The following is a 21,112-nucleotide window of genomic DNA, read 5'->3' as shown; positions in this document are numbered from 1 at the left end:
CGGGGGGGATGATCCGGCTCGAGAACCTGACCAAGATCTACTACACCGACGGGCGGCGGAAGCTGGTCGCGGACCGGATGAACGCGGTCTTCCCGACCGGCGCCTCGGTCGGGCTTCTGGGGCGCAACGGCGGGGGAAAATCGACGCTGTTGCGCATGATCGCGGGGACGGCACTGCCCACATCAGGGCGGATCGTCTCGGACGGCACGATCTCGTGGCCGGTGGGCTTTGCGGGCAGCTTCCACCCCGACCTGACGGGGGCGCAGAACGTCCGCTTCGTGGCGCGCATCTACGGCGTCGATACGGATGCGCTGGTGGACTACGTCGCCGATTTCGCGGAACTGGGCGACAGCTACCGCGCCCCCTTTGGCACCTATTCCTCGGGGATGCGGTCACGGCTGGCGATGGGATGCAGCATGGGCATCCACTTCGACACCTATCTGGTGGACGAGGTGACCAGCGTCGGCGACGCCGAGTTCCGGGAAAAGTCGCAGCGCGTCTTCGCGGACCGGATGCAGCGGTCCTCGGCCATCGTGGTCAGCCACTCGATGCCGATGATCCGGCGGCTGTGCAACATGGGAGCCGTGCTGGACCGGGCGCAGTTGACGTTCTTCGACAACATCGACGACGCAATCGCCTACCACGAATACGTGATGGGCGTGCCGGACACGATCGGCGACTAGCCCGCCAGCAGGGCCGATATCTCGGCCACCTTCGCCGCGACCAGCCCGGCGTCGCCTCGGCTTTCGACATTCAGCCGCACCACGGGCTCGGTGTTCGACCGGCGAAGGTTGAAGCGCCAGTCCGGGTATTCAAGGCTGATGCCGTCAGTATCGTCGCGGGCGATGGCCTGCGCCTCCATCGCCGCCAGCACGCGGGCAAGGCTCGCCTCGGGGTCGGACAGGCGGAAGTTGATCTCTCCCGAGGACGGGAAGGCGGCCATCCGGTCGCCTACCAGCCGGGACAGGGGCTGACCCGAGCGGCTGATGAGTTCGGCCACCAGCAGCCAGGGGATCATGCCGCTGTCGGCATGGGCGAAGTCGCGGAAATAGTGATGCGCCGACATCTCGCCGCCATAGACCGCGCCGCTTTCCCGCATGGCCTGCTTGACGAAGGCATGGCCGGTCCTGGACTGCACCGCCTCGCCCCCTGCCCGCGCGATGATGTCGCGGGTGTTCAGGACGACGCGCGGGTCGTGGACGATGCGTGCGCCGGGATGGCGGGCTAGGAAGGCCTCGGCCAGCAGCCCCACGACATATTCCCCGGGAATGAAGCGGCCGGTCTCGTCGAACATGAAGCAGCGGTCGAAATCGCCGTCCCAAGCCACGCCAAGATCGGCCCCATGCGTCCGCACCGCGTCGGCCGTCATGGGCTGGTTTTCCGGCAGCAGCGGATTCGGGATGCCGTTCGGGAAGCTGGCGTCCGGCTCGTGGTTGATCCGCACGATCTGAAGCCGCGCCCCGCGCCGAGCGAGTTCCGCCGCGATGGCGTCAAAGGCGGATCCGGCCACGCCGTTGCCCGCGTTCACCAGCAGCTTCAGCGGCCCCACCGCCGAGGCCTCCACGAAATCGCAGACGCGCCGCGCGTAGTCCGCGCGGGTGCCGCTGGCGTCCGTCACCTGGCCCGGCGCAGCCTCGAGGAACTCGCCCGCCTGCGCCGCCTGCGCCAGTTCCACCAGGTCCGTCGCGGGATCGAGCGGGGCGGCCCCGGCCTTCACCAGCTTCATGCCATTGTAGTTGATGGGATTGTGCGAGGCCGTGACCTCGATCCCTCCGTCCGCACCAAGGTAATCGGTGGCGAAATACATCTCCTCGGTTCCGGCAAGGCCGAGGTCCAGCACCTCGACGCCGCCCTCGACCAGCCCGCGCATCAGCGCCGCGGCCAGGGCGGGCGAGCTTTCCCGCCCGTCGCGTCCCACGATCACCCGCCGCGTGCCCGGACGCGCGGCAAAGGCGCGGCCCACGCGCCAGGCCACGTCTTCGTCGAGTTCCTCGCCCAGGCGGCCGCGCAGGTCATAGGCCTTGAAGCAGGTGATGGTGCGGGCAGTCATGGGCGTTCTCCTGTGGTCGCGCGACCCTGCCCAAGCCGCAAGGGACGCGCAAGCCGTCCGACCTTCGGAGGGGGCTGACCTTCGCCGCGCCCCCCGCTAGTCCTTGGGAAACCACGGAAAGGAAGCCCATGTCCCAAGCCGAAACCAAGCAGCTGATCGCCGCCTATTACGACGCCTTCAACCGGGGCGAACCCGAGGCGATGGAGGCCATGCTGCACGACGATTTCGAGCATCACGTCAACGAGGGCGGCATCCGCCGCGGCAAGGACGGTTTCGCCGCCTTCAACCGGCACATGAGCGAGACCTACCGCGAGAACCTCACCGACATGGTGATCTTCGCCAACGAGGACGGCTCCAGCGCCGCCGCCGAGTTCGTGGTGAACGGCACCTATCTCAAGACCGACCCCGGCCTGCCGGAGGCGCGCGGCCAGAGCTATCGCCTGCCCGCCGGAACCTTCTTCGCCATCCGGGACGGCAAGATCGCGCGGGTGACGACCTACTACAACCTCGCCGACTGGATCCGGCAGGTCTCGTGATCACGACCCGCATCCTGACCGGCGAGGCCGTGGCGGGGGCGCTGGACGATCTCGCCCGGCTGCGGATCGCGGTCTTCCGCGACTGGCCCTATCTCTACGACGGTGACCGGGCCTATGAGCGCGAGTATCTCAAGGCCTATACCGCCCCCGGAGCGGTCGTGGTCGCGGCGTTGGATGGAAACCGCATTGTCGGGGCCGCCACCGGCGCGCCGATGGAGGACCACGCCGAGGATTTCGCCGCCGCCTTCGCGGACCGCCCTGAGCGGCTGGAGGACATCTTCTACTGCGCCGAATCGGTCTTGCTGCCCGAATATCGCGGCCACGGCCTGGGCCACGCCTTCTTCGACGGGCGCGAAGAACAGGCCCGCAGCCTGGGACGGCGGTATTCGGCTTTCTGCTCGGTCATCCGGCCTGCCGACCATCCGGCCCGGCCCGCCGACTACCGCCCGCTCGATGGCTTCTGGCGCAAGCGCGGCTATGAGCCCCTGCCCGGCGTCATCGCCAGCTTCCACTGGCGCGACCTGGGCGACGCCGAGGAGACGACCAAGCAACTGCAGTTCTGGATGAAACCGCTGTGAGCCGCGCCGTCCGCATCGCCGCCGCCGCCTATCCCTTCGACTGGTTCGACGACCTGTCGGCCTATGAGGCCAAGATCACGGCTTGGGTCGCCGAGGCCGCCGACTGCGACCTGCTGGTCTTCCCCGAATATGGCGCAATGGAACTGGCGAGCCTCGGCGGCCACGAAATCGCCCGCGACCTGGAAGCCAGCCTTCACGAGGTCGCGCGCCACGAGGCCGCGCGGGACGCGCTCCACGCGCGGCTGGCGGCGGAACATGACTGCCATATCCTCGCCGCTTCGGGTCCCGCTTTCCCTTCGCCTGGCAAACGGCCGGTGAACCGGGCGGTGCTGTTCGGGCCGCAGGGGCGGATCGGGCAGCAGGACAAGCAGATCATGACCCGCTTCGAACGCGAGGACTGGGACGTGACCGGCGCGCCGGGCCTGCAGGTCTTTGATACGCCCGTCGGCCGCCTTGGCATCACCATCTGCTACGACAGCGAGTTTCCCCTGCTCGCCCGCAAGCTGGCCGAGGCGGGGGCCGAGATCATCCTCGCCCCAAGCTGCACCGACAGCGTGGCGGGCTTCATGCGCGTCCGCATCGGCTGCATGGCGCGCGCGCTGGAGAACCAGTGCGTCGTCGTGCAGGCCCCGACCGTGGGCGACTGCGACTGGAACCCCGCCATCGACGAGAACCGGGGCATTGCCGCGATCTACGCGCCTCCGGACGGGCTGTGGCCGGAAACGGGGATCGTGGCCGAAGGGGCGATGGACGCGCCGGGCTGGGTCAAGGCCGAGATCGACCTCGACCGCATCGCCGAAAGCCGCCGCGACGGGCGGGTGCTGCCCTTCGCGCATTGGCCGGAAAGCGAATCCGTCCCGGTTCAGTCCGCCTGATCACGCAGCCGGGGCACGTCCCCGGCGGGCGCCTGTTCCGGCGCGAGGTTGGCGAAGTCGAACAGCGCCGGGTCGGGCAGATGCGAGGGACACACGTTGGTCAGCGCCCGGAACATCACCTGCCGACGGCCGGGGCTGCGGGTCTCCCATTCGTCCAGCAGCTTCTTGACCTGCATCCGCTGCAGGCCCTCCTGGCTGCCGCAGAGATCGCAGGGAATCACCGGATAGTTCATGGCGCGGGCGAATCGCTCGCAATCCGCCTCGGCGACATAGGCCAGCGGGCGCAGCACGTTCAGGTCGCCCTCCTCGTTCAGCAGCTTCGGCGGCATGGAGGCCAGCCTGCCGCCGTGGAACAGGTTCATGAAGAAGGTTTCCAGGATGTCGTCGCGGTGGTGGCCCAGCACGACCGCGCTGCAGCCTTCTTCGCGCGCGATGCGATACAGGTTGCCGCGCCGCAGGCGGGAACACAGGCTGCAATAGGTGCGCCCCTCGGGCACCTTGGCCTTCACGACGGAATAGGTGTCCTGGTACTCGATCCGGTGCGGCACGCCGCGCTCGGTCAGGAACTCGGGCAGCACCGTCGCAGGGAATCCCGGCTGGCCCTGGTCGAGGTTACAGGCCAGCAGGTCCACCGGCAGCAGCCCGCGCCATTTCAGTTCGTGCAGCACGGCAAGCAAGGTGTAGCTGTCCTTGCCGCCCGACAGGCAGACCAGCCAGCGGTCGCCGGGGGTGACCATGTGATAGGTCTCGATGGCGGCGCGGACCTCGCGCACGAGGCGCTTGCGCAGCTTGCGGAACTCGGTGGACGAGGGCGCGCCGCGGAACAGCGGGTGAATCTCGGTCTCGTCGGCGGTGTCGGTGGCGTCGTCCAGCATCAGGCGGCCTTCAGGTGAGTGGTCCGGGCGCGGCAGGTCACGGGCGGGTCTTCGGGGGCACGGGATCATGGCCCCAGCTGCCCCAGGGATGACAGCGGCCGATGCGGCGCAGGGTCAGCCAGCTTCCGCGCAGCGCTCCGTGGCATTCCAGCGCCTCCAAGGCATAGGCTGAGCAGGTCGGTTGGAAGCGGCAGGCATGGCCCACCCAAGGACTGAGCAGCAGCCGATAGGCGCGCACCGGCAGCGCAACAATTCGGGCCATCGGGCTCATCGCTTGCCCCTTCGGCGGGGCTGGGCGCCCGGATCGGGGCTGCGGGGCTCGGGGCCGGCATGGACGCGGGCCAGCGCACGGGCAAGATCCGCGCGCATCTCGGCGAAGTCGCGGGTGGCGGTCGCCTCGGGACGGCCGACCAGCACATAGTCCCAGCCGCCTCGCCCCTCGGCCGGAATCACCTCGCGCGCAATCGCCCGCAGCCGGCGCTTGGCACGGTTGCGGGCCACGGCATTGCCGAGCTTCTTGGAACAGGTATAGCCCACCCGCATCGCGCCCGAAGGCTCAACCGGTTCGGCCGGGTCGCGGCGGCGTGCCTGCAGCAGAAAGCCCGCCGTTCCCTGACGACGGGCGGATGCCGCGCGCAGGAAATCCGCGCGCCGGGTCATCGTGGTCATGACCGCGGCCTTGCGCCCTGCCCCGTCCTCCCCGGCGGGTGCCGGGGCGTCAGCGGTCAGCGCATCGGCCACAGGCCCATGCCCGATCAGGCCGACAGGACCTTGCGGCCCTTGGCGCGGCGCGCGGCCAGGACCTTGCGGCCGCCCTTGGTGGCCATGCGGGCGCGGAAGCCGTGCCGGCGGGCGCGAACCAGGTTCGACGGCTGGAAGGTGCGTTTCATCGTCGTAGCTCCAACAACAAGGGCGCGCAGGGTATGGGCCGTCAGCCCACGCAAGCGCGCCGGGAATGCGAAGCCCGGCTGATATGACGCGCATGTGCCCGAGTCAACAGAAACGACAACCCGACATCCTCTTCCAGACGTAACGGCGCGATCATCCACCCTTGGGAACTGCGCGCTCATCACATATGTTTGATCCGCAGCGCCGCCAGGGCCGATGCGATTGCCGGTGCCCGGCTCTGCGACGATACGGGACGACATGAACTTCAACAGCATATCCGGCCGCTTCGCCCTGCTGACGATCGTGTTCGTGGTGCTGGCGGAGATCCTCATTCTCGTTCCCAGCGTCACGAACTTCCGCCGCGACTACCTCGAGACGCGACTGGAACGGGCGCAGATCGCCAGCCTTGCCCTGCTGGCGACCGACGAATCAATCGCGGCCGACCTGGAAAGCGAGCTGCTGGAGAACGCGGGCGTCTTCAACGTCGTGCTGCGCCGCGACGACATCCGCCAGCTGGTGCTGTCCTCACCGCTGCCGCAGCCGATCTCGGCCACCTACGACCTGCGCGACGACAGCTGGGGCGTCAGCGTCCGCGATACGTTGCACCGCCTGCTGAACCCCCGCCCCGAGGTCATCCGCGTGATCGGAGAGCCCGTGCGCCAGGCAGGCCAGCTGATCGAGATCACCATGGACACCGCCCCCATGCGCGCGGCCATGATCGAATTCGCCCTGCGCCTGCTGGCGGTCTCGGCGGCCTTCTCGCTGATGACGGCGCTTCTGCTGAACCTCGCCACGCAGCGGCTGATCGTGCGCCCGATCCGGGGCGTGATCGACCACATGATCGCCTATGCCGCCTCGCCCGAGGACAGCCGCACCATCATCACGCCCGGCGCCAGCATGGGCGAGGTGCGCGAGGCCGAAAGCGCGTTGGCCCAGATGCAGCGCACCGTCACCGCCTCGCTGAAGCAGCGCGAGCGGCTGGCGCAATTGGGGCAGGCAGTGGCCAAGATCAGCCACGACCTGCGCAACATCCTGACCACCGGTCAGATCCTCGCCGACCGGCTCGAGGAAAGCGCCGACCCCGCCGTGCGCCGCGCCGCGCCCAAGCTGATGGGGGCGATCTCGCGCGCGGTGAACCTGTGCGAAACGACGCTGGCCTTCGGCAAGGCCGAGGAGCCCCAGCCCTCGCTGACGCTGTTCCACCTGCGCCCCCTGGTGGCCGAGGTCATCGAGGCCGAGGAGCTTGCGGGCGAGGCCGTGCCCGAGGCCACCGTGGAATTCATCGCCGACATCCCGGCAGGCATGCGCATCCGCGCCGACCGCGACCAGCTTTACCGCGTGCTGGCGAACCTCGCCCGCAACGCGCGCCAGGCGATCGAGGCCACCCGCCGCCCCGGCACCATCGAGATTTCCGCCACCGAGGACGAAAGCCACTGGTGCATCCGTGTGGGCGACACCGGCCCCGGCCTGCCGCAGAAGGCGCGCGAGAACCTGTTCCAGCCCTTCACCGGCGGCATCCGCAAGGGCGGTACCGGCCTTGGCCTCGCCATCGCCGCCGACCTGATCCGCGGTCACGGCGGGCGGCTGGACCTGATGCGCAGCGATTCCGAGGGCACCGAGTTCCAGATCAGCCTGCCGCGCGAGATTTCCCGGCTGCCGGAGTGAAAAACGACATCGACGTGTTTTTTCCGCTTGCATCCCCCCGCCGCTGCACCTAGTTAGCCGCCCTACGACGGACCCGTAGCTCAGCTGGATAGAGCACCAGACTACGAATCTGGGGGTCGGGCGTTCGAATCGCTCCGGGTCCGCCATCCATCCTATTGATCTCCTTGTGCTTTAAGGTGCAGGTGGTCGGCCCCTTGGGGGCCGGTTTGCAGCCGGTTTGCAAAAGCAGTTGCCGGGCTGTTCTCGAAGGCGAGAATCGCGGCCTTCGACAAGGCCGGTGTCATCGCCAGATATTTCTCCAGGATACGGGTCGCGGATTGCAGCGTGTGCCCTGTCACCGCGCAGATTTGCGGGATGCCATTTCCGGCCTCTGACAGCAGCGTGACCGCCGTCCCCCGCAGATCATTGAAGCGCAGATGCTCGGCCTTCCGGGCCTTGGACAGCTCGGCATAGCCTTCCGGGCGTAAGCCGCAGGCGATCATGTGCGCCGACCACTGCTTTCCCAGTTCCTTGTCGTTGCCCTCGGTAAACCAGGGCCGCCCATCGTCGCGGGTCAGGATGTAGGGTCCGCGCCGGTCCATACCGTCCAGCATCCGCGCCAGAGCCTGCGACACATGGATCGTCACGCGGGCCTTGGTCTTGTTCTGCTTGAGGCTGATCGTCTCGCCCCGGAAGTCCGACCAGCGCAGGCGGATCAGGTCGCCGTATCGCTGGCCCGTGTGCAGCGCCAAGATCATCGCCTGTTGCATTTCCAGCGGCGCGGCGGCCATGAACGCGGCGATATCGTTGGCGGTCCAGATCATCTCGGATCGGTCGCCGGAATAGATGCGCTCGAACCCGGCCAGCGGGTTGTCCTTGATACGCCCTTTGCGCGCGGCGTAGCTGAACACGGCGGACAGCACCGACAGCCGGTTGTCGGCCTCGCGCGGGCGGTCCCGGCCGATCTCTTCCTGATAGTCCAGGAACACGCCCCGGACGCGGGGGCTTTCCAGCGCCCGAATCGGCAGCTTGCCGAACTTCACCTCCAGCTCGGTCAGCATCCGCTTGTATTCGCGCTGGGTGCTGGCGGCCTTCTTCTCGAAGGTCAGGGACAGCAGGTAATCACGGATCAGGGCATTGACGTTGCCAACGTCCTTCGGCGCGATCTTCTCGGCCTCGACCATCGCAGCCAGGAACGCAGGATCGCCGGGCTTCCCCGGCAGCGCCGCGCCGGTCGCGCGGTGATAGTAGTAGGCTCGCACCGTGCCGTCAGCGAGGCGCTTGCGGACAGTGTTCACACCCTTGATCTTCGCCTTAACCATTTCGCGACCTCAACCAGCCGTCCAGCGCCGCATCGGCCGCGTCCTGCTTTTCTTGCGCGGTCAGGACACGGAAGCCGCCATCCGGGAACACGTCCACGCCCGCGACAGTCAAGCCCATCTCCTGAACGAGCTTGACCATCTTGCGGACGTTGGGAACCGTGGCGGCTCGGGTCATGGATCAGTCCTCGTCGGTCCGGTCGTCCGGGTGCTGGACGCTGTAGAAGGCTTCTTCCATCTCGTGGATGATGCGAGGGAGCATGTCCCCGATCCGCCAGTCGCGGGTCGAAACAATGTTGACGCCGCTGATGAACTCGGAGTTGGCGGAAAACTGGTCGGCAGGAATCCAGGTCGTGCGGCCGAAGCCATCCTTGACCTGCAACCAGCGGTCATGGCCGGGATAGGCGCGCAGCAGGTGAAGCAGCTCGCAAGTCATCGGCCCCGCCTTCGCGGGGATAACGCCTTCTTCCGTGAGGTGGCGATAGACGTTCAGCGCCAGCACGTCGTTCACGTCGAACATGCGCGTTTTTCCTGGGGCGGTGCGGGGCGCGCACTCGTAGAAACCCGCAGCGACGGCCTCGTTGAACCGCTGCTTGTTGATGCCCGCGATCTGCGCCGCGACTGTGCTGGATACCTTGATCCGCGTCATGTTAATTGCTCCTGTGCGTCGGTCAGAGCCGTTCGCCCTACCTATTGAAACAACAATAAGCGTGACCGATTGATAAAGCAATAGGTCTTTATGCCCCGATCAGGGCGCAGTCCTCGGCAGCCGGTCGATCTCGTTCACTAGCTCGCCTGCCATGTCGCGGGCGGCCATGATCAGCGACACGCTCAAGTCCCTGATGCTCTTTGGCGCGTCAGATTCGGTCATCAGGTGATCGACAACCTTGATCATGTCGGCCAGCAGCACGGCGCGGTGCTGCACGTCTGCAACCGTTGCCATCAGCAGGGCCTCCCGTTGGCGCGGGCCTTGAGGTGGGTCAGCCGCAGAGCGACACGCTGATGGATCATGCAGTTAACCAGATAGAGCATGTCCACGTCCGCCGGGCCGTCGCCCAAGGCGTCCAGCGCCAACTCCAGGGCGTCGTGCAGTTCGTCCCACTCGGATTGCGTCAGAACGGCTGGCAAGCGGGCGCTGTTCGCGCGAGCGCGTTGGTTCGTTTCCATTGGGATGTTCCTCTTAGGTCTGGGGTTGAGCTTCGCGATCCATGCGCTCGCGCAGGCAGACGACGATCTCCGCGCTTTGCGAACGCAGGTTCTTGGCGGCTTGCGCCTCGATCCACGCCTTCACATCGGGAGGAAGGATCAATTTGAACTGGATCGGCTTCATAGTCGCCTCACGGACAAATCTTGTCCCCATATGGACAACAAATGTCCGTGGCGTCAAGGACAAATCTTGTCCATATGTTCGGCATGGATGAAGATCGTCTTGTTCAGTTCAAGTTGATGCTGCCGGCCAGCTTGAAGGCTGACCTTGAGGCTGGCGCTGCCGAAGCACGGCGCAGCCTGTCGCAGCATATCGTCGGCATCCTTCTCGGGGTTCAGAAGCTGGCAAACGAAGCCGAGAAGTTCGGCGATCCTGTTGCCTTCATCGAGAACGCCGTTGCCCACGGGGAAAAGGACGAAATCCGCCTCATGCGGGAAGAGACCATCAAGATGAGCGAAGCGGTCAGTGCTGCCTTTGAGAGCCTGAAGAGGCGCGAGGATCGCGTTCAAGAAATCGAAGAACAGTTGATTGAGCGATTGAAAGCCATCGAGACAATGAACGTTCGGTTCACTAAGCCCCAGGAATAGATCGGGGCCGACGCAACATCTCGCTGCAATCGGCCCCTGCCCAGACGCGGGCGATGCGCTTACACGCGCTGCGGATGGCCCCGGTTCGCGCCGTGCCAGCCTGCGCCGCGCCAGATGAAGGGTCCGACCGCGCCGTGACGGGGTTGTGGCTCCCAAGGGCCGGGCACTCACCGTCTGATCCCAGATGCTTCGCGGTGAACAACTCCGCAGGGCGCATCCCGGCCCTAGCTCGTCATTCCTGCCAGTCTACGAATTGCAGCGCGTCTTGCAGGGTGGTGCCGTCCAGCCCGGCCTCCTTCGCCGTGGCATAGGCTTGCAGCATCGCGCCGAACGCCCGCGCCTTGCCGCCGTGGTCGAAAGCTTGCATCGGCCGCACCACGTCCAGCTTGACCTCGCTGCCCAACTTGGCCGTCGCCTCGTCCGCGACCAGCATGGCGATCGGTTGCAGGACCAGTTGCGCCAGGTGCCGCTGCGCCTCTCGCACCAGCGGCCCGGTGGTGGCCGGGTTCAGCAGGGCGGGCAGGACGCCATAGGCCATCAGGACCGCGCCACGGGCGGCTTGCAGCGTCTCGGCCGTCATGGCCTTCTGCAAGTCCGGGGTCAGGCCCTCGGGGCGCTGGCCAAGCTGCGGGTGCATCCCTGCGGCGACCTGTTGCGCCACGCCCTCGATGACCAGGGTGGCCCCGCGCCTGCCCCGGAAGGCGGACCGCATCGCGGCCATGTCCTCGGCCGATCCTTCCGGCAGCGGAACGATCAAACTGCCCAAGGGCGCGTCCCGATAAACATCGCGCAAGGCCGTCTCGACCTCTTGCAGCAGCTCGGCCGACAGGCTCGCCCGGTGAAGGGGTGCGGTCCCGGCCCAGGGCGTCACCGGGGACGATCCGATGCGGACGTGCAAGACCTCGCCCGCCAGCACCGTCTCCGAGGTGCCGCCGCCGATCTCCGACACGCTCACGCGATAGGCGCGCGGCTCGCCATGCAGGGTTTTCACGTCCCAATCGGTGACGGGCAACAGCTTGTCCCGGATCAGGAACATCGCCTCGCCGCGCAGGGCCAGGGACCGCGCCAGCATCGCCAGCGTCCGCCGGTCGAGCATGTCGGTGCCCGCCACGTCCGCCAGGGTGAAGCCGCTTTCCCAGAGGCTCACACAGCCTTGCACGGTCGCCGTCAGCTCGGCCGTGTTCGACCGGCCGGACAGCCATTCCGCCCGCGCCGCGATCAGGTCGGCCGTGAAGCCGGACGCAACCGCGCGGGTCTCTGTGGGTTGCTTGCGTCGGAACAGGTCCATCAGCCCCATGTCATGCCCTCCATCGGTTGAGCGCATAGACGGGGACGCGAACCGGCTGGCGGTCCTGATGCGTTTCCCATGCCCGCGCCTCGATCTGCGCTTGGGAATAGGCGGGCCGGGTGACGGTCGAGACCTCGAACAGCTCGGCCGCCGTGATCGTCCGCAGGATGCCGCTGGCCCGTTGCTCGATCCGCTCGCCGCCACGCGGAACACGAAAGCCCGGGGACAGCCCTTTTATCAGGCCCGCCCGATAAGCCGCCAGGAAGTCCCGCGCCCAGGTGGTGCCTTCCTCGATCTCGGCTTCCACGGTCAGGGCATCATCCCCATCGGTCAGCCGCAGATTGCCCGCAGAACGGGACGCCAGCGGCCGGTCGTAGCTGTGGCCCGCCAGCAGGTGAATATCCTCGCCCGCCTCGATCCGGGCGGCGAAGGCGCGGGGGGCGATCCGCTCGAACCGCCCCGGCGCGATTTCCGCCTCGGCCCCATAAGGGAACGTGGCGCGAAGGCGGGTGGTCCCGCCCTCGGCTCGCAGCTCCAGGCTGCCGTTGTGACCGCCCCAGAGCATCAGGGTGCCCCGATGCCCGAGAGGATCGCAAGTTGCGACCCGCGCGCCACGGTCACGTCCGCCGTCATCAGCGCCGTCAGACGCAGGGTGCCCGATTGCGCGTCCGAGAACGGATCGCGGATCAGGTCCAGCCCGCCCCAGATCCCGACATAGAACGGGGCAATCCCGCCCGTGTTCGTCGTCAGCACCGCCGTGCCCTCGGGCAGCGTCGGGGCCAGGGCGATCTGCCCGGCGGGAACGTGCTTCACCAGCCGGTCCCACTGCGACACGGCCGTGCCGCTGATCAGGGCGTCGTCCAGGTCCGCCCAGATTTCGGGGTTGAAGCCCATGCGGATGTCGCCCGGCGACTTGACCAGGTTGCCGTCCATGAAGGCCACCGCCGCCTGCCGGAACGCCGCCCAGCTTGCCGCAGCCCCCACGGCCGTCTCGGTGATGCCGTAGTCGGCCGCGCCGGTGATGATGCCCAGAGGCTCGCCATTGGCCCCGCTGCCCATCAGGATCGCCCGGTCCAGCTCGGTCTGCACGGCCGCGTTCATGTCGCGCCGGATCGCCGCTTCCAGCCCGTCGCCCGCCTGCTTGAGCGCCTTGCGGGTGATCCGCATATGGACGCCAAGTGTGTGGTCCGGCTCCAGCATCCGTTCCGCGAAGTCGAAGGCTTGCGGACCGGGGACGTTCGCGCCCTCGGTCGGTGCCCAGCCTGCCACCGCGCCCGCCGTGGCGACGGGAATGGCGACTGCGCCCGAGGTGATGTTGATGACCTCGCCGCCCAGGCGGGACGCGACGGACGCGGGGAAGATGCGGTCGATCAGCGGGCGGATCGTGACGGGCTTGGGCACGTCCGCGCTCGTCGTGGTGCCTGCGACCAGCTCGCGCTGCTCCAGCGCCGCCAGCGGCACGGGGATGCCCCGATAACCGCCGTGGCTCCGCATCTCGGAAACGATCTCGGCCGTCTGGCCCGACAGGGCGCGGCCTTCCTCCAGCGCGGCGACGATCTGGCGCAGCTCGAAGCCCGCGACCAGATCATCCCACTGCCGCCCGGCGCGAGTTTCCAGATCGGCCCCGGCCTCGCGCCGCTCGGTATCCTCGGCTGTCAGCGCCGCGCGATACTTGATCTCGTTCTGGCGATACTCGCCGTCGAGAGTTTCCATCTGGCGGATTTCATCCTCGCTGGCATCGGACTTGCCGACCAGCGACGACAGGGTTTGGCGGATTTCAGACTGCCGCCGTTGCAGTCGGACAGAATCAAGCATGTGTTTCCTCTTTGCTCGATAGGGGTTTGTTGTCGGCCGTCAGTTCGTTGACAGCCTTCCGCCAGCCGTGGCGGTCATACGAAGGCGGGGGGTTCCCGACCTCGATCCGGGTTTTTGCCGAGTGACACGAAGGACACCGCATGGCGCAATTTTCGGGGGCGTAGGCCAGATCAGGCCGCAGCCGGACCGGGATGACGTGATCGCACTCCAGGCGGCCCCGGCTCTTGCCGCAGTCCACGCATTTGAAGCCGTCGCGTTCCAGCACGGCCATCCGCAGCGTGTGCCAGCGCGGGCCGCGCGTGATGCGCTTGGAGTGGCGGGTGTAGTCCCTCACGCCCATGCCACCCTCGCTTTCCGGGTGGGGGCCGCCAGCATCCGCTGGCCCTGCGCCACCGCCAGCACCGTTGCCGCCGCCGCGTCGATGCGCCCGAGGCTTCGGGCTTTCGCCAGCTTGGCGTTGCCAGCCGGATCATTGAGAACGATGGCATCCGAGAACGCCGACCGCAGCAGCAGGGATGGAACGCCCTTCACCTCGCCGTCAAACAGCGCCCGGCGAAACCGCTCTATGTCCTCGCTGCCGTCCTTCCAGCCAAAGCCCCGGTAGATGAACGGGACACGCAGGCCCGCCTTGTCCATCGCCTCGGTGAACTCGGCATGGCGGAAGCGGTCGCCCGCGATACAGGCCGGGGTGATGCCGTCCAGCTTGCGGACGATCTCGGCCAGCCAGGGACCGGGCGGCACCGTGGCCTCGCCCATCACCGTCAGCTCGCCGCGTTCCTGCATCTGGGTGTAGCGGTCAGACACGCCGTCAGCCGCGCCACGATCCGCAAGGCTGGGGTTGCCGGGGAAGGTGCCCAGAGCCTCCAGGCGGCCCGTCTGGGGCCAGTAGAACGCCGCTGCGGACATGGACCGCGAGCCGCCCAGGTCCACGCCCAGGATGCAGGGACCGTCGCGGGGGGGTAGATCGCCCGGCGAGACTTCTCCGGCGAGCCATTCGTCAACTGTGACGAGAACCGAGCGATCCTCGGTGGAAACACGCTCGTTCCTGTTAAGGTTCCGAAACGACGACAGCGCCGATCCGCCGCGCGCAATCGCCCGCTTTGCCTGCGCCACCAGCCAGTCCAGGGATGCGCCGATGCCCTCGACCGCGCCGGCGTTGGCTTCCAGCAGCGACGGCAGATCATCGGCAGGCAGCCCGAAGGGGGGCCGGTGTTCCTGCACGAACGTGCCGGGGGGCGGATCGTCCAGCCAGCGCGAGAACGTGTTGGCGTCGTCAGGTGCGGACGTGCTGATGATGAGCGCCCGGCCGTCGCGCTTGCCGAGACCCGACAGGATGGCATTCTCCAGGTTGTCGCCCTTCTCGCGCTCCCAAGCCGCCCGCTCGTCCATCAGCGCCAGCGTCGGGGCGCCGCCCAGGATCGACTTGCCATCGGCAGGGATGACGCGGATCAGCCCGCCGCCATTGCCGGGATACTCGACTTCCAGCTTGGACCCGCGCCGGATGATGAACTGCTCGCGCTCATCCTCGGGCAGCCCCTCGATAAAGCCGGTCACGAACTGAAAGGCGGTCTTGGCCTGATCGCGGTTCCGCGCGGCGAACAGGATTTCCCGCTTGGGCTGGTCGTCCCAGACGCCCATGAGGCTGCCCAGAGCGAGGCCCGCTGATAGGGCCGTCTTGGCGTTGCCGCGCCCGATCGACAGGCAGGCGACCATCACGCCGTCAGCCAGGGCGCCCCGCACAAACCTGCGCTGGAACTCGGCCAGTTGCAGAGGCTCGCCCGCCTTCGGACCCTCGGGAACGGTCAGCGTCTCAAGGAAGGCAATCGCCTGATCGGCCAATTCCTCCCCGGATTTTTTCGGGAGAGGGAAAAGAACAGGTGGACGCCGGTATCCCTGTTTCGCGGAAGTCTGCCCATTGGGACCAGACCGCAGGTCGGCCGCTCGCGCCTCTGGCGACCCTGCGGGCAGACCATCCTTGCGCGGTCGTCCTCTCGGGCGCTTCGCCTCGGTCACAGCCGCACTCGCTTGTAGCGCGCCGCAATGCGGGCAGCCGCAGGCACAAGGCCGGGCTTCACGTCCACGCTGCCCCGGTTGTCATAGTGCCACGCTGCCTGCTCCAGCACGGCCAGTTGCAGGTCGTCGGGCAGATCGCCCGTGGGCATGTCGGGGCCGATGTAGTGGGCAAGCTCCTGCCCCGCCGCGTCCAGCAGACGCTGGATCAGCAGATCATCATCATCGGCGCCCACACGCAGATATTCCTTGGCGTCGGTCAGGGGCACGGGGGAAGGGGTCATCGCCACATCTCCGGGTCGAAGGTGTCGGGGTCAGGCAGCGGGATGCGCGCGCCTGTTTGGGGAAGCGTGGTGTCGGTGGAAGGTGCGGGGTTTTCCCCTAGGTCGGGGACAACCTCTTTGCCCGGCTGGGTCAGCGTTCCCTCGTTCCCGCTCTTATAGAGCGCGGGAACGGTGGGAACGGCAGCATGACCGACGTTCCCTGCGTTCTCGGGAACGGTTTGGGAACGGTGGGAACGCTTGTCATCAGGCTCCACCTTCCAGACGAAGCCATCAACGATGCGGACGATCTCTTTATCTTGCAGGCGGTTCTTGAGCTTATGGAAGGCGGTGCGCTTGCTGCTATCGCCCTCGCCGCTCGACAGGCTGTGTCGGTCGCAGAACTCGCGCCAGCGATCCAAGGAAACGCACTGCCGGGAACGCGGGAACATATCCCCTTGGCGGACCTCGCCATGATGCGCCAGGGCATCGGACAGCGCCTGCATCCCGATCTTGTCGGTGCCGGTCAGGCGGACCTTGTTCTTGCGCGTTACCGCCTCGGCGGGCGTTACAACGGCCGAGGTAACGCGGTCCCCCTCATCGTCCAGTCCAAGGAACACCGATTTGAGCGTGTAGGCGAACACGCCATCGCACGGCATGTCCCGCTGCTTGCGCTGCTCGGCCATGATTGTGTCGTCGCTGCGGGTCAGCTCGATCTCAGTGTCCGCCGCCGCTCGCAGGCTGCCAGAGCCGCGCGCGCCCTTGCTGGCGTCCTTGCCGCTGTGGTGGATCACCATGACATGCGCGCCCGTCTCGGCCCGCAGGTGGTCGATGCTGCGGACGAACTGGCCCATGTCCTGGGCCGTGTTCTCGTCGCCGTTCCCCATCGCTCGGGCCAGCGTGTCCACGACGATCAGAGACGGCCGCTGCGGCAGCTTGGTCAGGATCGTCTCGACCAGCCACTGGCTATCGTCGGACGTGCAGAGGTCCAGCCCGGCGGGCAGCAGGATCAGCTTGTCGCCGTCCAGATCGGGGTTCTCGCGCCGCATGGCTTCCATGCGGTTGCGGATGCCGGTTCCGCCCTCGCTGGCGATGTAGAGAACGGGGCCTGCCCATTTCTCGCCCGAGGGGACGCGGTGCCCGTGCCAGTCCAGCCCAGCCGCGACGTGCGCTGCCAGATCGAGCGCGAAGAACGTCTTGCCCACGTTGGACTCGCCATAGACAACCGACATGGCCCCGCGATCCAGCCAGCCCTTGACCAGATGCCGGGACCGCAGCACCGGCCGGACGCGGTTCATGGGGATCAGCGCGTCCGCCAGTTCGGCTGCCCGGCCCGTCAGCAGGCGGCCCGGATCAATGCCCCGTTCCGCGCGGTGCTGGGCGTCCATAGTGCCCATGATCTCGAAGGCCCCCATCACGCGGCCCTCCCGATGAACTTCATCAGCGTGTCGCGTTCGGCGGCCTCGATCTCTTTCAGGCGCTCCAACTCATCGGCGGGCAGGTGCCGCTCGATAGCCCAGCGGACCAGATCACGCAGATCGTCGGGCGGGATCGCGTCCAGCTCGGCCGCGAACTCGTAGGGCCAACGCTGATCGGCCTTGGTGTTGCGCTTGGCCGGGCGGGTCGGCAGGCGCATGTTCTTCACCTGATCGCAGGTCAGACCCAGGTGGTAGAAGTCCACGTGGACGCCGTATTCCGCGCCGAACCGCTCGACCTTCTCTTGCAGCGAGGCGGATGCGTCCTGCCCGCTGCGGTCGAAGTCATAGAGCGCATAGATCACCAGCGTCTTGCCGGTGCCCCTCATGCTCTCGACGGCCCCATGCGCGAAGGTCTCGGACGTGAAGCCGCCGGTCGGCATCAGCGGCACGTCGAACTCGGACGTGACCGGGTAGATCACGCCAGCCAGCGCCGATTTCTCCAACCAGATTTCCACATCCACGGTGGACTCGGCCCAGAGCGATTTCCGATAGAACCGGGCGGTGTCGCGCAGCGCATCTTCCCAGCCGTCGAACGTCTGCGGCTTCCGCATGTAGCGGGTGGCGTCTGCGATGCAGTGATAGGGCATCCGCCCCTCGCGCCGCAGGGTCAGCACCTGCGCCTGCACCTTGTTGTATCCATCCTCGGTCTTTTCGATGCCGGGTAGCCCGGCGACCGTGGCCTGATAGAAGAGCTGGCGGACAGTGACCGGGCCGTGCGCCTCGGCATAGTCGATCAGAAACCGCGCCCTGATCTCCATCTCGGCCGAGGTGGCGCGACGACGCGGTGCAGGATTTATTAGGCTGGCCGGGTAAAGCGCGTTCATGCCGCATCCCTCCCCTGCACATAGCCGAGGAACGCGGCCTGATCGGCCGGGGTCATCCGCTGATAGCTGGCAAGGCAGTAGGCTTTCAGCTCCACGCGGGACGCCATGTCAGCCCAGAACCCGGCTTCCTCCATCACGCCGCAGAGGAACGGCACCTGCGGCCAGCCGGGGCGCAGTTCCTCCAGCAGCCGCTCCAGGAAGGGAACGCGGTCGTCCGGGTCACAGGCTGCGACTGCACAGGCCAGGGCGCTTGCAGTCCGCAGGCGGTTCAGAGTATGTTCGTGGGTGACACTACTGCTATGCAGTTTGACCCCGGTTGCGCCCGCCAGCGCGCCGGGGTTTTCGTTTTCGGGGTCCGTGCCGGTTTGCACCGATTTCGTAACCCATTGATCCGAAACTACGCCATCCAGCGCCGGTTGCGAGATTTTCCCTTTAGATTCAAAGCCGTGGGTCAGGCTACGAATCTGGGGGTCGGGCGTTCGAATCGCTCCGGGTCCGCCATTTCCAAAAGGGCCGAGGCATCGCTGCCTCGGCTCTTTTTCCTTGCTTCGCGGCATGACCTGTCCGGGCTGTCACCGCCTGACAGCCGGGACAGATGCTCTCCTGCCCCGGCTGTCAGGCGGTGGTGATGCGCCCGCCCTGCTGCCTCAGGGCAGCATCGAGCCGGTGTCGATGAAGCGCTGGTGCCAGCTCAGCGCCTCGGTCAGCAGCGAGGGCGAGTGCTTGCCATAGGAGCCTTCGCCGGCGCGGCGGAAATAGTCGGCCAGATGCGGGCGATAATCGGGATGGGCGCAGTTCTCGATGATGGCCCGGGCGCGCTGCTTGGGCGACAGGCCGCGCAGATCGGCAAGCCCCTGTTCTGTCACGATCACCTGCACGTCCTGCGTCACGTGATCGACATGGCTGGCCTGCGGCACGATGGCCGAGATGCGCCCGCCCTTGGCCGTGGACGGCGTCATGAAGACCGACACATAGGCGTTGCGGGCGAAGTCCCCGGACCCGCCGATCCCGTTCTGGATGCGCGAACCCATGATGTGCGTCGAGTTCACGTTGCCGTAGATGTCGGCCTCGATCAGCCCGTTCATGGCCAGGCAGCCGAGCCGCCGGATCAGTCCGGGTGGTTGCTGATCTCCTGCGGGCGCAGGATCATGCGGTCGCGATAGCGGGCCATGTCGGCGTTGACGCGCGCCGCAGCCTCGGGCGACAGCGAGAAGGAGGTGGCCGAGGCCATCCGCAGCTTGCCCGAATCCAGCAGGTCCAGCATCCCGTCCTGGATCACCTCGGTGAAGGCGGTCATGCCCTCGAAGGGGCTGTCCACCAGCCCCGTCAGCACGGCGTTCGCGATGTTGCCCACCCCCGACTGGATCGGCAGCAGCGAGGCGGGCAGACGGCCACGGGCGACCTCGTGGCCGAAGAACTCCAGCAGGTGCCCGGCGATGGCGCGGGCGGTCTGGTCGGGCGGGGAGAAGGGCAGGTTGCGGTCCGGCGCGTCGGTTTCCACGATCGCCACGATCTTATCCGGGTCGCAGCGCAGGCAGGGCTCGCCGATCCGGTCGTCGGGGCGGGTCAGCGGGATCGGCACGCGGTCCGGCGGCAGGCGGGTGCCGTAGTAGATGTCGTGCATCCCTTCCAGCGCCGGGTTCTGCCAGCGGTTGACCTCGATGATCACCTTCTCGGCGCGGTCGAGCCAGGTCTTGTTGTTGCCGACCGAGGAGGAGGGGATCAGCATCCCGTCCGGTCGGATGCCCGTGACCTCGACCACGGCGGTGTTCAGGGGTCCCAGGAAGCCTTGCCAAGCCATGGGCGCCACCTGGCTCAGGTGCATGTCGAAATAGTCCATCTCGCCGCGGTTGATCTTTTCGCGGGCAATGGGGTCCGAGTTGTAGGGCAGCCGGAACTCGATCCCGTCGGCCTTGGCCAGCGCCCCGTCCAGTTCCGGGCCGGTCGAGGCTCCGGTCCAGACCCGCACCCGGAAGGGGCGCCCGGCCGCGTGCTCGGCCTCGATCCGCGCGGCAAGGGCCATGGGTACGGCCTTGGGATAGCCCGAGCCGGTGAAGCCGCTCATCCCCACGGTATCGCCCGAATGGATCATCGCCGCCGCGTCCTCGGCCGACATGATCTTCGCGCGAAGGTCTTGGGGGGCGATGCGGGTCATGGCAGGTCTCCTCGGCTGCAGATGGCAAGGATGCCCTTACCGCCGGGGCGCGAAGAATGTGAAGCTGGCTCGCCTGACGCGCCGGTCAGGCTTGCGCTGGGCGCAGGTCTGCATGGCCGTCAGCGAAGGCCGGTTCGCGCCTGGATGCCGTTTGAAACGCACCGGGCGGCCCGGCCATGATCCGGCAGGCCGCCGCCCTTCACTGACCCGGGCGGGACCTCAGACCTGCCGCCCGCCTAGGAAGCGGGCGAAGGTTTCCTGCCCCTTCGAACCGAACAGGACCACCTCGTAGGGCTCGGGCACGGTGCCCGGGTAATCCATGCCCGGCGAGCCCGCGGGCATCCCCGGCACGGCCAGCCCCGTCGCCGCAGGCCGCTCGGCCAGCAGGCGCGTCAGGGCGGCGGCGGGGACATGGCCCTCGACGACATAGCCCTCGACCTCGGCGGTATGGCACGAGGCAAGCTCGGCCGGGACCCCGAGCCGCGACTTGAGCGCGTCCACGTCGTCCGATTCCACGACCCGCACGGGGAAGCCCGCGGCGCGAAGATGATCGACCCAGGCGCCGCAGCAGCCGCAACTCGGATCCTTGGTTACCGTCACAAGCGGCAGGGTTGCGGCCCACCCTGCCCTTCCGACCGCCAGCAGCAGGGGCAGAGCGCCCATTCCGGCCAGAATGGCCCGCCGGCCGATCCCGTGAGTGTTCCGCATCTTCAGACCTCGTCC

27 protein-coding genes, 1 tRNA gene and 1 pseudogene are annotated in these 21,112 nt (G+C 67.4%); 7 read left to right on the top strand and 22 right to left on the bottom strand.

Translation table 11 applies throughout. The features are described from left to right. The first annotated feature begins 8 nt into the window (after window positions 1-8). Window positions 9-683, top strand: a complete 675-nt coding sequence (locus tag BLQ03_RS02130; protein WP_090752229.1) for an ABC transporter ATP-binding protein — start codon at window positions 9-11, stop codon at window positions 681-683. On the opposite strand, the gene BLQ03_RS02125 is transcribed toward BLQ03_RS02130, so the two are convergent. Continuing rightward, a complete protein-coding gene (locus tag BLQ03_RS02125; protein ID WP_090752227.1) occupies window positions 680-2,050 on the bottom strand; it encodes a phosphohexomutase domain-containing protein in 1,371 nt (456 codons plus the stop codon). The two genes, BLQ03_RS02130 and BLQ03_RS02125, sit on opposite strands and share 4 nt — an antisense overlap. A 128-nt stretch (window positions 2,051-2,178) precedes the next feature. Between BLQ03_RS02125 and BLQ03_RS02120 the strand changes: the two genes are divergently transcribed. From BLQ03_RS02120 to BLQ03_RS02110, 3 genes are read left to right on the top strand one after another with little or no spacing between them, the layout of a single operon-like run. After that, a complete protein-coding gene (locus tag BLQ03_RS02120; RefSeq protein ID WP_090752225.1) occupies window positions 2,179-2,586 on the top strand; it encodes a ketosteroid isomerase-related protein in 408 nt (135 codons plus the stop codon). After that, a complete protein-coding gene (locus BLQ03_RS02115; RefSeq protein ID WP_090752223.1) occupies window positions 2,583-3,164 on the top strand; it encodes a GNAT family N-acetyltransferase in 582 nt (193 codons plus the stop codon). Before BLQ03_RS02120 ends, BLQ03_RS02115 begins: the two co-directional genes overlap by 4 nt. Beyond that, the gene (locus BLQ03_RS02110) at window positions 3,161-4,039 is read left to right on the top strand and encodes a carbon-nitrogen hydrolase family protein (protein WP_090752222.1); all 879 of its coding nucleotides are present in this window, start codon (window positions 3,161-3,163) and stop codon (window positions 4,037-4,039) included. The genes BLQ03_RS02115 and BLQ03_RS02110 overlap by 4 nt, the downstream gene beginning before the upstream one ends. Here the strand turns inward: BLQ03_RS02110 and ttcA are convergent. The 4 genes from ttcA to rpmH all read right to left on the bottom strand — a co-directional run bounded on the left by ttcA (window position 4,027) and on the right by rpmH (window position 5,804). Then, on the bottom strand, window positions 4,027-4,914 hold the full coding sequence (gene ttcA, locus BLQ03_RS02105) for a tRNA 2-thiocytidine(32) synthetase TtcA (protein ID WP_090752220.1): 888 nt from the start codon (window positions 4,912-4,914) through the stop codon (window positions 4,027-4,029). The two genes, BLQ03_RS02110 and ttcA, sit on opposite strands and share 13 nt — an antisense overlap. Before the next feature lie 37 nt (window positions 4,915-4,951). Further along, window positions 4,952-5,185, bottom strand: coding sequence for a membrane protein insertion efficiency factor YidD (gene yidD / locus BLQ03_RS02100; protein WP_090752218.1), 234 nt, complete (start codon window positions 5,183-5,185; stop codon window positions 4,952-4,954). Beyond that, window positions 5,182-5,583 (bottom strand): ribonuclease P protein component, encoded by a 402-nt coding sequence (gene rnpA / locus BLQ03_RS02095; RefSeq protein WP_090752972.1) that lies wholly within the window; start codon window positions 5,581-5,583, stop codon window positions 5,182-5,184. The genes yidD and rnpA overlap by 4 nt, the downstream gene beginning before the upstream one ends. Window positions 5,584-5,669: 86 nt before the next feature. Further along, window positions 5,670-5,804, bottom strand: coding sequence for a 50S ribosomal protein L34 (gene rpmH / locus BLQ03_RS02090; protein ID WP_036703770.1), 135 nt, complete (start codon window positions 5,802-5,804; stop codon window positions 5,670-5,672). Between the two features lie 256 nt (window positions 5,805-6,060). On the opposite strand from rpmH, the gene BLQ03_RS02085 reads away from it, so the two are divergent. Both BLQ03_RS02085 and BLQ03_RS02080 read left to right on the top strand, forming a co-directional pair. Continuing rightward, entirely contained in the window at window positions 6,061-7,467 is a 1,407-nt protein-coding gene (locus BLQ03_RS02085) for a sensor histidine kinase (RefSeq protein ID WP_090752216.1), read from the top strand. 69 nt (window positions 7,468-7,536) lie between these two features. After that, window positions 7,537-7,613, top strand: a tRNA-Arg gene (locus BLQ03_RS02080). A 6-nt stretch (window positions 7,614-7,619) separates the two neighbouring features. Here the strand turns inward: BLQ03_RS02080 and BLQ03_RS02075 are convergent. From BLQ03_RS02075 to BLQ03_RS17860, 6 genes are all read right to left on the bottom strand, one after another. Beyond that, window positions 7,620-8,768: a tyrosine-type recombinase/integrase gene (locus BLQ03_RS02075; RefSeq protein WP_090752214.1), complete on the bottom strand. Its 1,149-nt coding sequence runs from the start codon at window positions 8,766-8,768 to the stop codon at window positions 7,620-7,622. After that, on the bottom strand, window positions 8,761-8,943 hold the full coding sequence (locus BLQ03_RS02070; protein ID WP_090752212.1) for a hypothetical protein: 183 nt from the start codon (window positions 8,941-8,943) through the stop codon (window positions 8,761-8,763). The genes BLQ03_RS02075 and BLQ03_RS02070 overlap by 8 nt, the downstream gene beginning before the upstream one ends. Window positions 8,944-8,946: 3 nt before the next feature. Further along, entirely contained in the window at window positions 8,947-9,414 is a 468-nt protein-coding gene (locus BLQ03_RS02065; RefSeq protein WP_090752210.1) for a hypothetical protein, read from the bottom strand. A gap of 99 nt (window positions 9,415-9,513) precedes the next feature. Further along, window positions 9,514-9,708: a hypothetical protein gene (locus BLQ03_RS02060; RefSeq protein ID WP_090752208.1), complete on the bottom strand. Its 195-nt coding sequence runs from the start codon at window positions 9,706-9,708 to the stop codon at window positions 9,514-9,516. Continuing rightward, complete coding sequence (locus tag BLQ03_RS02055) at window positions 9,708-9,932, bottom strand: hypothetical protein (protein WP_090752206.1); 225 nt, start codon at window positions 9,930-9,932, stop codon at window positions 9,708-9,710. The genes BLQ03_RS02060 and BLQ03_RS02055 overlap by 1 nt, the downstream gene beginning before the upstream one ends. Window positions 9,933-9,945: 13 nt before the next feature. Then, complete coding sequence (locus BLQ03_RS17860) at window positions 9,946-10,095, bottom strand: Arc domain-containing protein (RefSeq protein ID WP_139166605.1); 150 nt, start codon at window positions 10,093-10,095, stop codon at window positions 9,946-9,948. Between the two features lie 74 nt (window positions 10,096-10,169). Between BLQ03_RS17860 and BLQ03_RS02050 the strand changes: the two genes are divergently transcribed. Next, the gene (locus BLQ03_RS02050; RefSeq protein WP_090752204.1) at window positions 10,170-10,559 is read left to right on the top strand and encodes a hypothetical protein; all 390 of its coding nucleotides are present in this window, start codon (window positions 10,170-10,172) and stop codon (window positions 10,557-10,559) included. Between the two features lie 232 nt (window positions 10,560-10,791). On the opposite strand, the gene BLQ03_RS02045 is transcribed toward BLQ03_RS02050, so the two are convergent. The 11 genes and pseudogenes from BLQ03_RS02045 to BLQ03_RS01995 all read right to left on the bottom strand — a co-directional run bounded on the left by BLQ03_RS02045 (window position 10,792) and on the right by BLQ03_RS01995 (window position 21,097). Continuing rightward, window positions 10,792-11,856, bottom strand: coding sequence for a phage portal protein (locus tag BLQ03_RS02045; protein ID WP_090752202.1), 1,065 nt, complete (start codon window positions 11,854-11,856; stop codon window positions 10,792-10,794). A 1-nt stretch (window position 11,857) separates the two neighbouring features. Further along, on the bottom strand, window positions 11,858-12,412 hold the full coding sequence (locus BLQ03_RS02040; protein ID WP_090752200.1) for an HK97 family phage prohead protease: 555 nt from the start codon (window positions 12,410-12,412) through the stop codon (window positions 11,858-11,860). Beyond that, window positions 12,412-13,662 carry a phage major capsid protein gene (locus BLQ03_RS02035; protein ID WP_090752198.1) on the bottom strand — a complete coding sequence of 417 codons (1,251 nt, stop codon included), beginning with the start codon at window positions 13,660-13,662 and terminating at the stop codon, window positions 12,412-12,414. Before BLQ03_RS02035 ends, BLQ03_RS02040 begins: the two co-directional genes overlap by 1 nt. Further along, entirely contained in the window at window positions 13,655-14,002 is a 348-nt protein-coding gene (locus BLQ03_RS02030) for an HNH endonuclease (protein WP_090752196.1), read from the bottom strand. The genes BLQ03_RS02035 and BLQ03_RS02030 overlap by 8 nt, the downstream gene beginning before the upstream one ends. Further along, window positions 13,993-15,501 carry a terminase large subunit domain-containing protein gene (locus tag BLQ03_RS02025; RefSeq protein WP_245688640.1) on the bottom strand — a complete coding sequence of 503 codons (1,509 nt, stop codon included), beginning with the start codon at window positions 15,499-15,501 and terminating at the stop codon, window positions 13,993-13,995. The genes BLQ03_RS02030 and BLQ03_RS02025 overlap by 10 nt, the downstream gene beginning before the upstream one ends. A gap of 170 nt (window positions 15,502-15,671) precedes the next feature. Then, window positions 15,672-15,956, bottom strand: a complete 285-nt coding sequence (locus BLQ03_RS02020) for a head-tail connector protein (RefSeq protein ID WP_090752192.1) — start codon at window positions 15,954-15,956, stop codon at window positions 15,672-15,674. Continuing rightward, entirely contained in the window at window positions 15,953-17,347 is a 1,395-nt protein-coding gene (locus BLQ03_RS02015) for an AAA family ATPase (protein ID WP_090752190.1), read from the bottom strand. The genes BLQ03_RS02020 and BLQ03_RS02015 overlap by 4 nt, the downstream gene beginning before the upstream one ends. Beyond that, a complete protein-coding gene (locus BLQ03_RS02010; RefSeq protein ID WP_090752186.1) occupies window positions 17,347-18,234 on the bottom strand; it encodes a hypothetical protein in 888 nt (295 codons plus the stop codon). The genes BLQ03_RS02015 and BLQ03_RS02010 overlap by 1 nt, the downstream gene beginning before the upstream one ends. Continuing rightward, window positions 18,231-18,791 (bottom strand): hypothetical protein, encoded by a 561-nt coding sequence (locus BLQ03_RS02005; RefSeq protein WP_139166604.1) that lies wholly within the window; start codon window positions 18,789-18,791, stop codon window positions 18,231-18,233. The genes BLQ03_RS02010 and BLQ03_RS02005 overlap by 4 nt, the downstream gene beginning before the upstream one ends. 90 nt (window positions 18,792-18,881) lie before the next feature. Beyond that, a pseudogene (gene scpC / locus BLQ03_RS02000) lies at window positions 18,882-20,389 on the bottom strand (succinyl-CoA:acetate CoA-transferase ScpC). A gap of 219 nt (window positions 20,390-20,608) precedes the next feature. Continuing rightward, window positions 20,609-21,097 carry a DUF411 domain-containing protein gene (locus BLQ03_RS01995; protein ID WP_090752183.1) on the bottom strand — a complete coding sequence of 163 codons (489 nt, stop codon included), beginning with the start codon at window positions 21,095-21,097 and terminating at the stop codon, window positions 20,609-20,611. Window positions 21,098-21,112 lie beyond the last annotated feature (15 nt).

Origin of the sequence: Paracoccus chinensis (assembly GCF_900102885.1) — a bacterium.
In the GTDB taxonomy this organism is placed as follows: domain Bacteria; phylum Pseudomonadota; class Alphaproteobacteria; order Rhodobacterales; family Rhodobacteraceae; genus Paracoccus; species Paracoccus chinensis.
Note: the sequence above shows the minus strand (reverse complement) of the source record. Positions and strands in the feature narration are given on the sequence as shown.